This window comes from Paenibacillus gansuensis, assembly GCF_042684925.1.
GTDB lineage: Bacteria > Bacillota > Bacilli > Paenibacillales > DY6 > Paenibacillus_N > Paenibacillus_N gansuensis.
Map to the genome: position 1 here is coordinate 689,870 of NZ_JBHUME010000002.1, position 15,749 is coordinate 705,618.

Consider the following 15,749-nt stretch of genomic DNA (forward strand, 5'->3'; position numbering starts at 1 on the left):
GACAGCCCTCCCGGATAAACCAAAAAGCTGCGAAATTCGCAGCCATTTTTCTTACCATATTACCCTTTGAGCCCAGTGGTCGCAATGCCCTCTACAAAATGCTTTTGGGCTAAGAAAAAGATGAGCACCGGCGGAACGATAGACAGCAGGGACATAGCAAGAAGCTGCCCCCATGCTACGGCAGATTGGGTATCGATAAACATCCGCAGTGCAAGCGGTATCGTGTATTTATCGACCGAATTCAAGTAAATCAGCGGACCGAAATAGTCCTCCCAGCCCCAGATAAAGGAGAAGATGGTCGCGGACACAAGCGCAGGCTTGGTCAGGGGCATAATGATTCGCCAGTAGATCCCGAACCAGCTGCAGCCGTCGATTTTGGCCGATTCGTCAAGCTCCTTCGGTATACTCCGAATGAACTGCACGATCAGGAAAATGAAGAACGCGCCTCCCATCGCCGCCGGTACGACCAAAGGCAAATACGTGTTGATCCAGCCGAAGGAGTGAAACATGGCGTACTGCGGGATCAGTGTGACCTGATGCGGAAGCATGATCGTCAGCAGTAGGATTGAGAACCAGAAGTTCTTCAACGGAAACGTCAGCCGGGCAAAGCCAAAGGCAACCAGGCTCGCCGCAGCCACGTGCAGCACGGTACCGGCAATATTGACCTTCAAGCTGTTCAGATAAAAATAGGTGAACGTATACGTGGGCAGCGCGTTCCATCCGTTCGGGTAATTTTCCCATACCCATACGGCCGGCAGCAGGGAGGCCCGGGTAAGATCCTCCGTCGTTTTAAACGAGGCGAACACCCACCAAAGCACCGGATATATCATCATAAGGCTGAACGCGATGAGGATAGCGTGCGTCACCAGCTTGCCTTTCCATGTCAGCTGCTTCTTCATTTGCCCGACCCCGTTTCCGATTCGTAGAACACCCAATATTTGGAGGCAAGGAAATTCGCAAGGGTGAAGATACTTACAATCACAAGCAGAATCCAGGCGAGTGCGGAAGCGTAGCCCATCTCCAGGCTGCCGAACGCCTTGTTATAAAGAAACAGCGCGTACACTTCCGTCGAGTTGATCGGTCCGCCGTTCGTTACGATATAGGCCGAGGTGAACGCCTGAAAAGAATTGATTATCCCCATGATCAAGTTGAACAAGATGACAGGGGATAACATAGGCAGTGTAATCATGAAAAACTGCCTGAACTTTGACGCTCCGTCTACCGAGGAAGCCTCGTAAAGCTCGGAAGGAATTTGTTTAAGCCCTGCTAGGAAAATGATCATCGCCGAACCGAACTGCCAGCAGGTGAGGAGAATCAGTGTCCAAATCGCCGTTTCCGGGCTGCCGATCCAGTTTTTCGGCGTGATTCCGATAACCACGCCCAGCTTGTTGATAAAGCCGTCTATGCCGAAGATATTTTTCCACAACACCGCAACCGCCAGGCTGCCGCCAATCAGGGAAGGCAAATAAATGACGGTCCGGTACAACGATATGCCGCGGATCGCCCGGCTCAGAAGCATCGCAACGCCTAGCGCCGCAGCCAGCTTCAACGGGACGGAGGCCAGCACGTATGTGAAGGTAACCTTCAGCGAGTTGTAGAATAGTCTGTCGTTTGCGATGGCTTCGAAATTTTTGGTTCCGATCCATTGCGGGGCCTCCAGCAAAGAGTATTCTGTGAAGGATAAATAGAACGATTGAATGATTGGCCACAGCTGAAGAACCAGAAAGCCGATAAGCCAGGGAGCGATAAACAAATAACCTGCGAACGGCGCATTCCACCGCTTCAAATATTGCCGAATTCCTGACCTCGGCTGCGCTTTCGCCACAGCGACAGGTATTGTAGATTGCGTATCTATCGAGATCACCCACCTATGAACGGATTTTTCCTTTACTTAAACTTAAGTATACGGGCCGTTTCCCGATTGCTGTAGGTGAGAGATGTACAAATTCTTTCAATATTTTACGAAAAAGCACCGAGGCGATACGATTCTTACCTCGCCGGACTTACACCGGCCAGTTATGCCTAACTTAGCTGGGCGCGCTTAACAACAAAACCCATGCATCTCTGCATGGGTTCTTCCCTCTACCTGCTGTTACCTAACTTCACTGCACCCTCTCAGATACATACCATTGAAACGTGTTCTTCCCCTTCGCCTTAGCCTGGTACAGCGCGGTGTCCGCCTGTTTGAGCAGCTCGTTGAGCTTGTTCGCATCCAGCGAAGTGTAGGTGACGATGCCCATGCTGACGGTCAAAAGGAATTTCTCATCCCAAGCCGATAGACGCTCAAGAATGGCTTTGGCATGCTGCTCAATCTCCTGAGGGTCCAACAGCTCCGGGAAATTCACGATAAACTCGTCCCCTCCGAGCCGAACGGCATACCCTTTGTGTGTTTCCATGTATTTTGTAAGCCTGCCTGCGACATCTTTAAGAACTTCATCCCCGGCGTCGTGGCCCAGCTGATCGTTTACATTTTTGAACCCGTCCATATCCAGAAAAAACAAGCTTCCGCCCCGATCCGACGTTTCCGGGAAGGTTTGGACAAGGTACTGCCTGTTATATAAGCCTGTTAATGCATCTCTATAAGCCAGCCGTTCCAGTTCCAAATAGTAGGCGAACATTTTGGCGATTCTGCGGAACATGGCGATTTCACTGCTGTCGAATTTAGCTGCCGCCGGATGGACTGCACACAAGGTACCGAACACATCCCCATTGGTAAGTATAATCGGTACGCCGATATACGAATTGATGTTGGCCCCTTTCAGCAGCTCCCGCATCGGTTCCAGACAGCTTTCCTTACTGATATCTTCGAAAATCAATGGTGCATTATGTTCAAAATCAATCCTGTTACAGACGGTTTGTTCCCGGTTGATCGCGAGTCCTTCCGGAATGATGCTCCCGTTGTGGTTCTCCAACACTTTCAGGATAATCTGTTGGGCCGCTGTCAGTGCGCTGATATAAACCAGCTTGTCCTGCATCACTTCATTTGCCATCTGCAAAACATCATCGGCCATCTCATCGAAGTTCCGGTACATCCCCAGCTCGCTCAAAGATATCGCCATACTGCATTTCCCCTTGCCATTAATATCATGGAATCTATCTACTTATTGTAATCCGGCGCGGGAAGTTTGGTAAGTCCTTTTTAACAATATATAGCTCTGGTAGCAAAAAAAATAGACCGCTGTTCCTAGCGGTCTATTTTTGTCCCGAAATTTAATTCATACAGTTAACCTTAAAACCCGTTAATGACCGTCACCGCAAAAGCCAGTACCGCCAGCACCAACGCCGGCAGCGCTTTGCCGAACGAATCCCCGACACGAAGATGGAAGATGACGGCGAACAGCATGGTTACGCCAATCCACAGTCCAGCCCAGCTCGCCAGGCCCTCTACCCAAATCCCTGCGATCATGCCGGCCGCACCGACAACGTGAACAAGACCAGTTACGATACGGAACCATGGAGGCAGCCTCAGATGGTTGAAGTTATCTACCTGCATTTGCTGGCCTGTCAGCTTGCCGGATGCAAACAGTAAAAACGCAGCCCCTAACAACACTTGCAAAACAATCGAAACAATGTGCATGAATAAGTCCCCCTTGCTGGCCGTAGATGTCATATACGCACTGATTCGCACCTATCATACTTTGCAGCGCGAGTTTGAAGCGCGGATTCGATCGCTCGATATGGCTTTTGAGCTGCCCGGTCCCCGTCTGCGCCCGATGTTCATGCAGCTCAAATCAACAAAGTCAATTCCCTGCAGGCGGAAGTTGCCGAGGGCTTACTTGGAAACCTTTCTTCAGAACATCGTATGAAGCTGCGGGAGCTTTTATCCCTGTTGAATCCGGCCTGGACCGAGGGTTCATGCTGCTCTGGGGAAGACAACAGGGATGGCTGTGTGGAGTAGAGGAATACACAACATCAAAGGTCCGGGCGAGCGCAAATTTAATCCACAGACAGCAGACCAGCATCCTAACGAATCCTACAAACGCTATTTGCCTACAAATGAGCCAGTTTTGAGTCTAACGAACTGTAGACACGCTATTTAGCGCAAAAACTCACTTTGAGGCGAGAAATCGGCTGAATAACGATTGTGGGGTTCGTTACGTTCCAAAATGCCCGATTTTCATCGAAATAGCGTGTGTGGAGTTCGTTAAACGACGACGGACCAGCGGCAGCATGCCAACAGGACGCGAAACAAACCGCATAATCTGCGAGCGGACTACAGGATCAGCTTGGTTCGCCGCTTACCACCTAACGCGCGCACAAAAAAACCGATCCCTATCTGGAATCGGTTTCTTGGGTTTACTAGGTTCGGTCGATGCGGTCGAGGGCCATTTTGTACCCGTCGTTGCCGTAGTTCAAGCAGCGCTTAACCCGGGAAATGGTCGCCGTGCTCGCGCCGGTCTCCGCTTCGATCTGGTTGTACGTGCAGCCTTTGCCCAGCATCCGCGCCACTTCCAACCGTTGGGACAGGGATTGGATCTCGTTCACCGTGCACAAATCATCAAAAAATATATAACATTCCTCAACACTCTTCAGCGTCAAAATGGATTCGAATAACTGGTCTATCGTCTTGTCGTTCAACTTCTTCAGCTGCAACTCTATCAACCCCTACTATGTCATGGTTTTAGTTTACTTTATTTGCTTAAAGGATTCAAGCATTGACGCGCTACCAACCGCACACTAGGCCCCTCTCCCGATAAAAATCCCGCACCCGGGACATTCGTCCAATCCGCGCACCCGCCCACAACATAAACTACACTAACATCCCTGTGCTTGAGCGGAGAACACGTTCAGGATGTCAGGGCACTATAACTGCAAAATAAGGGTGTGACCAAAATGGTTCAAAGAGATAAGTACGCGGCATACCGCAACAACGGAGGCGTAGTCGTGCACCGGCCTACAGTGTCGGCCTATCCGGCGGCAGGATACGACAGCCAGCTTCTGTCCGGCGGCGGACAGAGCGGTCTCGGCGGCGCCGATTTCTACACGCAAGGATATTCGCCGGGAGCCGGCCAGTTTCCTGCCGGAGCTCCCGGGCAAGGTTACGGCGGCGGTGGCGGCGGGCTGTTTGGCGGCGGCGCCCCAGGAGGCAGTGGAGGCGGCGGTTTGTTCGGCGGCGGCGGTGCCGCTGGCGGTGGCGGAGGTGGCGGTGGCGGCCTAGGCGGCCTGCTCGGCGGCGGTGGCGGCGCAGCCTCAGGCGGCAGCAAGCTGCCGAATCTGAAGGACATTTCCGCTTTCGTAGAGCGGATGGGCGGCATTGAAGGCATCGTCAACACGATGACGAAAGCCCAGAAGTTTATGAACAGCGTGCAGCAGTTTGCGCCGATGTTCAAGCTGCTTGCCACCTCGTTCGGGAAGAAAAAAGCCGACGATGACGACGATGACATCCCCGTACGCAGACGCCGCAAGCGGAAGCGGAGCAGCTACAAAGGCAAAGGCCGCCGCACTAAGGGCAAAAGCCGGAGGTAAGGCCGCCTCCTAAACATGACAGTTGAGCACATCACCCAGCCTGTGCTTCCCTAGGACAAAAAAGAAGGCTCCGGCTTCTTACGGCCGGGGCCTTCCTATGCTTCTTTGGAGATGTCTGAGTTTATCCGGATTAGCCACATTATAGATGGCCTGGATCCGATCGTCTTTCACAGCAAAAGAGTATACATAATGCTGCTCGCCGACGGATAACAGCAATCCGGGCATCCGGTTCACTGTAATAAAGGAACCGGTATACTTTCCTGCATACATTTTCAGCAGGTTCTGCATCAGTTGGATCACATTGGCCGCGCCGTGAACAGGGACTCGGGCTGCCATTACCTTGCCGCCGCCGTCGGAGTAGAAAGCCACATCCTCGCTGACCAGCTCCAAAATCCGGTCTACATTTCCGTTCATCATCGATTGGACGAACTCTTTTACTTTGGCTTCAACAACCGAGTAAGAGGGTTGTTCGGCCGGGTCATAGTGGATGCTGTTTTTGGCCCGGCGGCAGATTTGCCTGCAGTTCGCCGTGCTTTTGCCTACCATGCCTGCAATTTCATCGTAAGAGTAGCTGAATACTTCATGAAGCAGGAACACTGCGCGTTCCACGGCGTTCAACTGCTGCAGCAATAACAAATACGCAGTAGATATGGTCTCTTCCTGCAAATACAGCCGGGACGGATCGGAGGGGTCCCCTTTCACGTCCAGCAAAGGCTCCGGAAGCCAAGGCCCAACGTACACCTCACGCTGCCTGGCTGACGAGCGGATGAGGTCCAGGCAGCGGTTCGTCACCATTTTGCTCAAATAGGCCTTCTTGTGTTCAATGTCTTCCTGGCCGGGGAGGCGGTCAAAAGCGATAAACGTTTCCTGCACGATATCTTCCGCGTCCATCACACTGCCTAACATGCGGTAAGCTAACGAAAAAAGCAAAGGCTGATACATTTCATAGAGTGAAGTAGTGCTCATAAATTTATCCTCTCTAGGCAATTACGGCTTGCTTCCCTTGCACAAGATGCTGAACGGCACGTTTGGCGCTGGCTGCCGAAGCATCAACAAGGAGTTCGCCATGGGACACCCAGTCCCCTGCCACATACAGCCCCTGAATTTCAGGAACGGCAGGTCCCGGGAGCTCAGTCCGGTTCATATGGGGGAAGTCGTGTACGACTGTCATTTTGGGCAGATACTGCCGTGCAGCTGTCAGCTCACGCCACCCGGGCTGGGCCAGATCCAGCACGGCCTCTAAATCCAGCTCATCCCGTTTCGCATCCGGCTGCGGACCCTGGTATTTCAGCAGGCTTACGGAATGGGTGCCGTCCTCGCTCATCACAGCAGACCGCGGTTTGCCGCTGCGGGACTGGTCCGTCAAAAATACCGGCTGATCCAACCCGTAGATAAAGTTATGATCCGGTTTAGGCAGGCTGCGCAGCCCGACATCCAGACATGCTGCCGTCACAGGGACCGCTTGCTTTGCCCATCTGTGGAGTGCCGTTTGTTCAGAATCGGCGATGAGCTTACATGCTGCGGCCGGCGGTGCGGTTATAATGATATTCGCTGCCGGAATCCTTGTTCCTTCCGCGTTCGTCACCGAACGGACCCGCCCGTTCTCCTGTTCCACGGACGACGCCTTCCAACCGACGGCACATTCGACGCCGTGACTTAAGGCAATCCCGCGAAGCTGTTCCACTATACTCCCCCAGCCCCTGTCAACATAGAACACGCCTTTCAACGAACGCTGCAGCTGCTTCAGAACAGGTCCCGCTGTCTGCAGCTCTGGTGCCATCGCATAGCTCGCGGTGCGCAACAAGGAGTAAAACAAATTCCGGAGCATCGGATCCGAAAGCTCATGTTCCACCCAATCCCGGACGCTGATCCGGTTCCACTTGCTCGTATCCGCTGTCCCTAGTTTCGCAAACCACTTGCCGAACTCCATTTTTCCTTTCCATGACAGTAGAGGCGACTGCACCAAGCTGGATAAACTCATGGGCATGAGGCACAATTCCTTCTTCCATATGCCGTATGCGTTGACGTCAGGCTGGCTCCCTTCCAGGCGAACGCCCAGTTCTTTAAACGTTTCATAGGCTTCCCCTTTGAACAAAGCATGCGCACCTAAGTTGAAGTACACGCCTTCCTTCTCATTCGTGACCGCCCGGCCGCCTAACCGCTGCTGCTGCTCCAAAACAATGGTGCGCTGCCCCGCTTTCGCCGCATAAATTGCCGCCGTTAACCCTGCTATGCCTCCGCCCACTACCGCAACATCGTATGTTGTATCCATCTTTCATCAGCCTCCCACTTGGTTTACACATGTAACGGGGAAGGCGTTCAGAATGTGACATTCAGCTTGGTTCATTTTTTTGCCGGCTGTTACTTGATTTCGGAGAGGTGCTTTTGACCATTGACAGGAGGGGGAAAAGGGAGTTTAATGATGAGTAAGTAATTCACTCATTATTAAAGGAGATGCTTTATGTGAGTAAAAAAACGCTCCTACCCGATCTTTTCCTGAGAACTTGGAATCGGCGTAACCATGCTCGGAAGCTGGAAATGACCAAGCAAGGCTGCATCGTGGAATCTTCCTATGTAACGATCGGAGGCATCGAGCAGTGGATTACGATCCGGGGGGAAGACCGCAGCAACCCGGTGCTCCTGTTTCTCCATGGAGGCCCGGGTTCCCCCTACACTGTTTTCACCCCTCTGCTTAGGGAATGGGAACAAGATTTTACCGTAGTGCAATGGGATCAGCGCGGGGCTGGCCATACGTTTCGTAAGAATGGCGTTGACGGAAGCGGCCGGATTACATTTGACCGTCTCGTTCAGGATGGCATGGAAGTGACCGAATATGTGTTGAAGAGACTGGGCCAGCGGAAACTGATTCTGATTGGAAGCTCCGCAGGCAGTTTAACCGGGGCGATGATGGCACGGCAGCGTCCGGATTTATTTTACGCTTATATCGGTACGGACCAGAATACGCCTGATCCCATGCACCTGGGGTACGAATCGGCTCTGAAAGCATTGCAGACTGCCGGACTTCCTAAGGGAGTCGAGCTCGTAAAGAAGATGGGGCCTGCTGCCAGAAAGTGGACCCGAAAAGATTTTGACCGCAGAAATCGGATCCTTGTCAACGCCTCGCCTCAGGTTCCTCATATGATCATGGACCTTATGCTGCCTTCTATGCTCTCTTCCCCCCACCACACGCTGCGCGACCTGTCCGTTATCATGAAAGGTATGCATTTTACACTAGACTATCTGTTTGATGAGTTTATGAATTTCGACTATGCCGGACGAATTGGGACTCAGTTTGAAGTGCCGTTTTTTCTGTTCCAAGGAGATTCCGATGTAATTACGCCGACGGTTACGGCTAAGGATTTTTTTGATCGGGTCGAGGCGCCCCATAAGGAATTTGTGCTGATTCGGGAGGCGGGCCACCTTGCCTGTTTTGCCAGACCGGGGCAGTTTTACGAAGAACTGATGCGGAGGGTGCGGCCATGGGCGCTGGAGGAAACTTTTGATACAATAGATGCATCACGATAAGAACGGAGAGACACCCCTTGTCCCCTTTAAACAAACAACAACTGGAACGCATCCGCGACGAACGCAGGGAACAGATCAAGCAGACGGCGATGAAGCTGTTTGCGCGCAAAGGATTTGCCGGCACCAAAACCAGCATGATTGCTGCCGAGGCCGGGATCAGCGAAGGATTGATCTACCGGCACTACAGCTCCAAAGACGAACTGTTTACGGAAATTGTGCAGGAACTGATGGACGAAGCACGACGCGAGTTGGAACATCTCCCTCACCTCCCCGGCACGCCTTACGAGCAGATCAAAGCGTTAACCGAGAACATGCTGGATGTGAATCATAAATACGCATTTATGCTGATGGAAAGAACCCGCAAGAACGAGGCGGTGCCTGAAGCGGTGAAAGCAATTTTTCAAAACCACCGCGACCTTGCTTTTACCGATCCGATGGTCCCCGTTGTTGAGCAGGGGCAGCGTGACGGCCAATTCACAGAGGGAGATCCGCGCAAGCTGCTTTCCTGGTATTTTTCTGTTGTAAACAGCTTGATTGTACAGGAGCAGGAGCATCAGCCTTATGGTATGCCTGATGTGGATGTGTTGATGCGGATGTTGGGGAGTCCGAAACCCTGATTTGTTGCACTTTTACCTGACTTCCTGCACAGACCTTCGGATTTTGGCAGCTGCCAGACCCGCCGCTCCGGCTGCTAAAGCGAGCAATAATCCGATGCCTGCGACCCAAGGGTGATATGAGACGGTGTCCAGAGAGTCGAGAGCAGTACCGCCGATTCCGGCACCGGCGGCTAAGCCTAAGTGTACGACAGACATGTTCAAGCTCATGACCATATTCGCGGAATCCGGTTCCTGCTGCAAAAAATAGGTCTGAAGCGCCGGCCCCCCAATGAACATGGCCAGTATAATAAGAGCTAACAGGACCAAGGCAAGCTGCGGTACAGACGAAGCTGGCGGCAGCAGCGCCAATGCAGCCAGTTGCAGCATCAAACTTGCCGCGATGGCACGCTTTGCCCCCCATCGGTCTATGATGAAGCCTCCAGCACGCGAACCGAGCGCCCCGATCACGCCAAGCACAAGTATAACTGCTCCGATCCGCGCCGGGTCCATGTGTAATATCTCTTTTAAATAAGGTGACAAATACGAATAGAACGCGGAAGTACCTGTTTCCCGAAAAAAGCTGAGCGCCAGCCCGCTGACGACAACCGTGCTGCCAAGTACACTTACTTGTTTTTTCAAAGGCACAGGCGCCTGCCCTTCCATCTTCGGCACCAGTTTATAGATCACATAGAGCAGTACGAGGCTTAGCACAAATAACAATAGAAAACTGCTCCGCCAATCCCGCAACTCTGTAATGGCAACACCTATAGGAACACCTAGCACCAACGCCCCGCTAAAACCTAGTATAATCGTAGCTATAGCGCCGCCTAATTTTTCGGGAGCAACCAGCTTCGGTGCAACGGAAAAAGAAGTAACGAGGAACAGGCCCGAGCTGGCGCCCAGTACAATCCGGGAAACCACAGCCATAGCGAAGCCGCTGCTGCTGAACGCGATGAAACTGCCAGCTAGATAAAGCCCCAGTGATCCGAGTAGTACCCGCTTGCGGTCCATCCTGGAAGTCATAAGCACCAAGGCCGGTGTTCCAATAGCAAAAGCCAGAGAGTAAAACGTAATCAGCTGCCCTGCCAAGCCGACGGAAATGTTCAAATCGCGCGCGACTTGCGGAAGAATTCCCCCTATAATTAACTCAGAGGTCGCTGTGAAAAATACACCTAAAGCCAGTACATACACTGTCATCCCGTTTCTATCCATCCTTGTCATCCTCCCTTTCTTGTTTCCGCTTTAAGGTTATTATAAGTAAGCAACAAACATTATGTAAGTACGCAAAAGGAATGGAGCAGCTCAAACCGTTTTGACTACCTTCATGTAAAGCAGGTGAACGATCATGGAATACGAAGATAAACCGGAAGCGATCTGTACCGTATTGCAGATTCTCAACTCCAAATGGGGCTATCGCCTCATCGCCGAATTAGCAAGCAGTCCTAGACGTTTCAACCAACTTAACAAGGATTTGCCTATGATCAGCACCCAATCGCTGACGAATGCCCTTCGTCATTTGGAGCAGCACGGCATGGTCCTGCGCGAGGTCACCCCTTCAGTTCCCATCACAGTGGAATACTCTTTGACCCCCAAAGGCGAGGAATTCTTTCAGGCGTTGAAACAAATGGAGCAATGGGCGGAGCGTTGGGCGTGACGAATCATATTGTGCGGAAAAAAACCTCCGCTATCCCAAAGGATAGCGGAGGTTAGTTTTGTATACTTCCGATTTACTTACAGCTTACGAGATGTCATTTTCGCTTGCGTGAACAGCAGCAGGTAGTCGTGGCCGCCGGCTTTGGAGTCGGTGCCGGACATGTTGAAGCCGCCGAATGGGTGCGCGCCGACAAGGGCGCCGGTGCATTTACGGTTGATGTACAGGTTGCCGACGTGGATTTCTTCCAACGCGTAAGAGATGCGGTCTTCGTCGCGGGAGAAGAAAGCTCCTGTCAGGCCGTACTCGGTGTCGTTGAACAGCTCGATTGCATGCTTGTAATCCTTCGCTTTACCGATCGCCAGAACCGGCCCGAAAATTTCTTCCTGCATGATGCGGGCTCTGCCGTCTACGTCAGCAAAGACTGTAGGTTGGATGTAGTAGCCGTTGCCCTCTGCTTTGCCTCCGCCTGCGATCAGGCGGCCTTCGCCTTTACCGATCTCGATGTATTCAAGAATTTTGGCGTAGGCGTTTTTGTCGGAAACCGGTCCGATCGCGAAGTTCTGCTCTTGCGGACCAACAACGAGTTTCTTCGTCTTCTCTTCCACAAGCGTCACCACTTGATCATACACCGACTCTACCACGAACGCGCGGGAACCGGCGGAACACTTCTGCCCTTGGAACCCGAACGCGGAAGCTACGATGGCCGTTGCTGCAGCTTCAAGATCAGCGGTTTCGTCTACAACGATACCGTCTTTACCGCCCATTTCCGCTACCAGACGCTTGATCCAAATTTGGCCCGGAGCTGTTTCGGCGGCTAAACGGTTGATGCGCAAGCCTACTTCCTTGGAGCCTGTGAAGGAGATGAAACGAGTCTTCGGATGTGTAGTCAGGTAGTCGCCCACTTCCGCCCCGCTGCCCGGGATGAAGTTGATCACGCCGGCAGGCAAGCCCACTTCTTCCATCAATTCCACGAACATGTGCGCGATGACCGGCGTAACGGATGCCGGCTTCAGCAGTACGGTATTACCGGATACTACCGCAGCGGTGGTCATCCCCACACAGATCGCCAGCGGGAAGTTCCACGGAGGTATTACCACGCCTACACCCAGCGGGATGTAGCTTAATTTATTGTCTTCGCCCGGCACTTTGGTCAACGGACGGTGCTCGTTCGTTTCGCTAAGACGGATCATTTCGCGCGCATAATATTCCATGAAGTCGATCGCTTCCGCGGTGTCAGCGTCGGCTTCCGGCCAGTTTTTGCCGGCCTCGTAGATCATCATAGCGGAGAATTCATGCTTGCGCTGACGCATCAGGTCCGCAGCTTTGAACAGATACTCTGCGCGTTCCGCCGGGGATACCTTTTTCCACGATTCAAAAGCCGTCAATGCGGTTTGCATTGCTTTTTCCGCCAGCTCCTGGCTCGCTTTGCTCACGCTGCCGATGACTTCGTCCACGTTGCCAGGGTTGATGGACACGATGCGGTCTTCGGTTGTGATTTTATCGGAACCAATGTGAAGGGGAATGTCGCGTCCCAGCAATGTTTTTACTTTGGCCAGAGCGTCCTCCATCGCTTTCTTGTTCTCCGGCAGGCTGAAATCTGTAAAAGGTTCAATCGCGTATGGGGCAATGTTTTTCGTTTGAGTAGTCATGTTCTTCTCTCCTTTATGATCTGTTGATCCATTGTATGTGGGATAGGCTTCGCCTGTACTTACACCCAGCCGCGGAAGCGCGAGGCTTCGGCCATTTTGCGTAAACCGACGATGTAGGCGGCCAGGCGCATGTGGACTTTTTTGGACTGAGCCGTGTCGTAGACGTTGTGGAAAGAGTCCGTCAAAATGCGGTCCAGACGCTCATTCACTTCCTGCTCGCTCCAATAGTAGCCCTGATTATTCTGTACCCATTCAAAATAGGAAACCACCACGCCGCCCGCACTAGCCAGCACATCCGGTACGATCAGCACGCCGCGGTCCGAAAGAATCTCGGTCGCTTTGGTCGTCGTCGGCCCGTTTGCCGCCTCCACGAGGATGCGCGCTTTGATGTCGTGGGCATTTTTCTCGGTAATCTGGTTCTCAATCGCGGCCGGCACGAGGATATCGCAGTCTTTAATGAGAAGCTCCTGATTCGAAATCCGGTTCGGAAAAATATTCGTCACGGTACCAAAAGAGTCCCGCTTATCCATCAGCTCATCGATGTTCAGCCCGTCCGGATTGTAGAGCGCGCCAACAGCATCCGAGATGCCTACTACTTTGGCGCCTGCATCGTACAGGAACTTCGCCAGGAAGCTGCCCGCATTGCCGAAGCCTTGGATGATGACGCGGGAACCGGGAATTTGCATGCCCATGGCCGCAGCCGCTTCCCTCATCACTATCGTAACACCTTTGGCCGTCGACGTCTCTCTGCCTACGGAACCACCCAGTACAATCGGCTTCCCGGTAATGAAGCCCGGGGCGTCGAACTCGCGGATCCGGCTGTATTCGTCCATCATCCAAGCCATAATCTGCGCGTTGGTGAACACGTCCGGGGCCGGAATGTCTTTGGTCGGCCCGACGATTTGGCTCACCGCGCGGACGTAGCCGCGGCTGAGGCGCTCCAGCTCGCCCAGGGACATCGTGCGCGGATCGCATTGGATCCCGCCTTTGCCGCCGCCGTACGGCAGGTTCGTGATGCCGCATTTGATGCTCATCCACATCGACAGCGCCTTGACCTCTTCCTCGGTGACGTCCGGGTGGAACCGGATGCCGCCTTTGGTCGGGCCGACGGCGTCGTTGTGCTGGGCGCGGTAGCCTACGAACACTTTCACTTTGCCGTTGTCCATCCGCACCGGAATGCGGACAGTCAGCAGGCGAATCGGCTCTTTCAGCAGCTCGTAAAAGGATTCGTCATAATGCATCACGTCCAGCGCTATGCGGATGACTTCCTGCGTACGTTCGAACACGCTCAGGTTTTCGGCCGCAGGCACAACGCCTTGCGCTAGAGGCAGGTCCGCGGATGGAGCTGCAGATGCCGATGCAGGTTGTGCGGCGGATTCGGTTGCCACAATTGGTGTAGACATATGGGATTCCTCCGGTCGGATGATGGAATAAAAGGGTTAAACGGATGCTGCGGATTGCTGCCCGGACACGCTCAGCACTTGCTTGATGCGCTCAATAGCCCAGTCCAGCTCTTCGCGGCTAATGACCAGCGGCGGCGCAAAACGAATCGTAGTTTCATGCGTCTCTTTACACAGCAAGCCCAGCTCTTTCAGCTTTTCGCAATACGGGCGAGCCGCCGAAGACAGCTCTACGCCGATGAACAAGCCGCGTCCGCGGATGTCCGTGATAGCCGGATTGTCGATCTCGCGCAGCTTGGTGATGAAGTATTCGCCCAGTTCCAGGGAACGCTGCACCAGCTGCTCGTCATTCAGCACATCCAGAGCAGCGATTGCCACGGCGCAGCCGAGCGGGTTTCCGCCGAACGTGGAGCCGTGCGAGCCCGGGTTGAACACACCGAGGACTTCTTCATTAGCAGCTACCGCGGAGATCGGGAATACACCGCCACCCAGCGCTTTCCCCATAATGTAAACGTCCGCTTCGATCTCTTCCCAATCGGTAGCAAACATGCGGCCTGTACGTCCGAAGCCGGTTTGGATCTCGTCCGCTACGAACAGGATATGGTTCTCTTCGCACAGCGCCTTTGCTTCTTTCAGGAAGCCGTCGCGCGGAATGATGATGCCCGCTTCCCCTTGAATCGGCTCTACCAGGAAGCCGGCTGTATTAGGCGTGATGGCCGCCTTCAGCGCGTCGATGTCGCCGTAAGGAATGATGCGGAAGCCCGGCGTGAACGGACCGAACCCTTCTTTGTACTCCTCGGAGGAGGAGAAGGAGGTGACGGTGATCGTCCGTCCGTGGAAGTTGCCTTCGCAAACGATGATTTCGGCTTGGTTTGCCGGTACTTTTTTGACTTGATAGGCCCATCTTCTGACCGCCTTCACTGCTGTTTCGACCGCTTCGGCACCAGTGTTCATCGGAAGGATCATGCTTTTGCCGGTAAGGGCCGCCAATTTCTCGTAAAAAGCACCCAACTGATCGTTATGAAACGCGCGGGACGTCAAGGTGACTTTATCCGCCTGGTCTTTCAGAGCCTGAATGATGCGCGGATGCCGATGCCCCTGGTTCAACGCGGAATAGGCGCTGAGCATATCCATGTAACGGTTCCCTTCCGGGTCCTGCACCCACACGCCCTCGGCCTGTGAGATCACGATTGGCAATGGATGGTAATTATGTGCGCCGAATTTCTCGGTTTGTTCGATAATATGGTTAGTTTGTGTCATGGGAAACCTCCTCGTAAAAATCGGGTTGAAGCGCAAAACGATACTGTATTATGTATAAGCAAAAAGGATGCCAACATGTGCGCGCGACAGTTCATAAGAGGAAAGCGGATTATGTGCAAAATATTTTGGCATGGATGCCATGTAATTTGGCAGTATGCAAAATATTTTGGCGGAAGGCGGCGGCGATGGTACAATGGGA

The 15,749-nt window shown here is 53.1% G+C and carries 15 protein-coding genes; 4 read left to right on the forward strand and 11 right to left on the reverse strand.

The window, feature by feature from the left end; genetic code table 11:
• Positions 1-59: 59 nt before the first annotated feature.
• From ACFSUF_RS03145 to ACFSUF_RS03165, 5 genes are all read right to left on the reverse strand, one after another.
• Positions 60-899 carry a carbohydrate ABC transporter permease gene (locus ACFSUF_RS03145; protein ID WP_377600003.1) on the reverse strand — a complete coding sequence of 280 codons (840 nt, stop codon included), beginning with the start codon at positions 897-899 and terminating at the stop codon, positions 60-62.
• Positions 896-1,825, reverse strand: coding sequence for a carbohydrate ABC transporter permease (locus tag ACFSUF_RS03150; RefSeq protein ID WP_377600242.1), 930 nt, complete (start codon positions 1,823-1,825; stop codon positions 896-898). Before ACFSUF_RS03150 ends, ACFSUF_RS03145 begins: the two co-directional genes overlap by 4 nt.
• A gap of 277 nt (positions 1,826-2,102) precedes the next feature.
• Positions 2,103-3,059 carry a sensor domain-containing diguanylate cyclase gene (locus tag ACFSUF_RS03155; RefSeq protein WP_377600005.1) on the reverse strand — a complete coding sequence of 319 codons (957 nt, stop codon included), beginning with the start codon at positions 3,057-3,059 and terminating at the stop codon, positions 2,103-2,105.
• A 170-nt stretch (positions 3,060-3,229) separates the two neighbouring features.
• Positions 3,230-3,577 carry a DoxX family protein gene (locus ACFSUF_RS03160; RefSeq protein WP_377600007.1) on the reverse strand — a complete coding sequence of 116 codons (348 nt, stop codon included), beginning with the start codon at positions 3,575-3,577 and terminating at the stop codon, positions 3,230-3,232.
• 722 nt (positions 3,578-4,299) lie between these two features.
• On the reverse strand, positions 4,300-4,593 hold the full coding sequence (locus tag ACFSUF_RS03165; protein WP_377600009.1) for a YerC/YecD family TrpR-related protein: 294 nt from the start codon (positions 4,591-4,593) through the stop codon (positions 4,300-4,302).
• Positions 4,594-4,833: 240 nt separating this feature from the next.
• On the opposite strand from ACFSUF_RS03165, the gene ACFSUF_RS03170 reads away from it, so the two are divergent.
• The gene (locus ACFSUF_RS03170) at positions 4,834-5,466 is read left to right on the forward strand and encodes an aminotransferase (RefSeq protein WP_377600011.1); all 633 of its coding nucleotides are present in this window, start codon (positions 4,834-4,836) and stop codon (positions 5,464-5,466) included.
• Positions 5,467-5,544: 78 nt separating this feature from the next.
• Here ACFSUF_RS03170 and sigJ read toward each other — a convergent pair whose 3' ends face one another.
• Both sigJ and ACFSUF_RS03180 read right to left on the reverse strand, forming a co-directional pair.
• A complete protein-coding gene (sigJ, locus tag ACFSUF_RS03175; RefSeq protein WP_377600014.1) occupies positions 5,545-6,432 on the reverse strand; it encodes an RNA polymerase sigma factor SigJ in 888 nt (295 codons plus the stop codon).
• Positions 6,433-6,445: 13 nt separating this feature from the next.
• A complete protein-coding gene (locus tag ACFSUF_RS03180) occupies positions 6,446-7,738 on the reverse strand; it encodes a phytoene desaturase family protein (protein WP_377600017.1) in 1,293 nt (430 codons plus the stop codon).
• Positions 7,739-7,929: 191 nt separating this feature from the next.
• Here ACFSUF_RS03180 and ACFSUF_RS03185 point away from each other — a divergent pair, with 191 nt between their 5' ends.
• Together ACFSUF_RS03185 and ACFSUF_RS03190 are read left to right on the forward strand one after the other, a co-directional pair.
• Positions 7,930-8,991, forward strand: coding sequence for an alpha/beta fold hydrolase (locus tag ACFSUF_RS03185; RefSeq protein ID WP_377600020.1), 1,062 nt, complete (start codon positions 7,930-7,932; stop codon positions 8,989-8,991).
• Positions 8,992-9,008: 17 nt separating this feature from the next.
• Entirely contained in the window at positions 9,009-9,608 is a 600-nt protein-coding gene (locus ACFSUF_RS03190) for a TetR/AcrR family transcriptional regulator (RefSeq protein ID WP_377600023.1), read from the forward strand.
• A 12-nt stretch (positions 9,609-9,620) separates the two neighbouring features.
• Here ACFSUF_RS03190 and ACFSUF_RS03195 read toward each other — a convergent pair whose 3' ends face one another.
• Positions 9,621-10,799: an MFS transporter gene (locus ACFSUF_RS03195; RefSeq protein ID WP_377600025.1), complete on the reverse strand. Its 1,179-nt coding sequence runs from the start codon at positions 10,797-10,799 to the stop codon at positions 9,621-9,623.
• A gap of 133 nt (positions 10,800-10,932) precedes the next feature.
• Between ACFSUF_RS03195 and ACFSUF_RS03200 the strand changes: the two genes are divergently transcribed.
• Positions 10,933-11,241, forward strand: coding sequence for a winged helix-turn-helix transcriptional regulator (locus ACFSUF_RS03200; protein ID WP_377600028.1), 309 nt, complete (start codon positions 10,933-10,935; stop codon positions 11,239-11,241).
• A gap of 77 nt (positions 11,242-11,318) precedes the next feature.
• On the opposite strand, the gene pruA is transcribed toward ACFSUF_RS03200, so the two are convergent.
• From pruA to ACFSUF_RS03215, 3 genes are read right to left on the reverse strand one after another with little or no spacing between them, the layout of a single operon-like run.
• Positions 11,319-12,890: an L-glutamate gamma-semialdehyde dehydrogenase gene (gene pruA / locus ACFSUF_RS03205; RefSeq protein ID WP_377600030.1), complete on the reverse strand. Its 1,572-nt coding sequence runs from the start codon at positions 12,888-12,890 to the stop codon at positions 11,319-11,321.
• 59 nt (positions 12,891-12,949) lie between these two features.
• The gene (locus tag ACFSUF_RS03210; RefSeq protein ID WP_377600032.1) at positions 12,950-14,293 is read right to left on the reverse strand and encodes a Glu/Leu/Phe/Val family dehydrogenase; all 1,344 of its coding nucleotides are present in this window, start codon (positions 14,291-14,293) and stop codon (positions 12,950-12,952) included.
• Positions 14,294-14,329: 36 nt separating this feature from the next.
• Positions 14,330-15,550: an ornithine--oxo-acid transaminase gene (locus ACFSUF_RS03215; protein WP_377600034.1), complete on the reverse strand. Its 1,221-nt coding sequence runs from the start codon at positions 15,548-15,550 to the stop codon at positions 14,330-14,332.
• Positions 15,551-15,749: the final 199 nt, after the last annotated feature.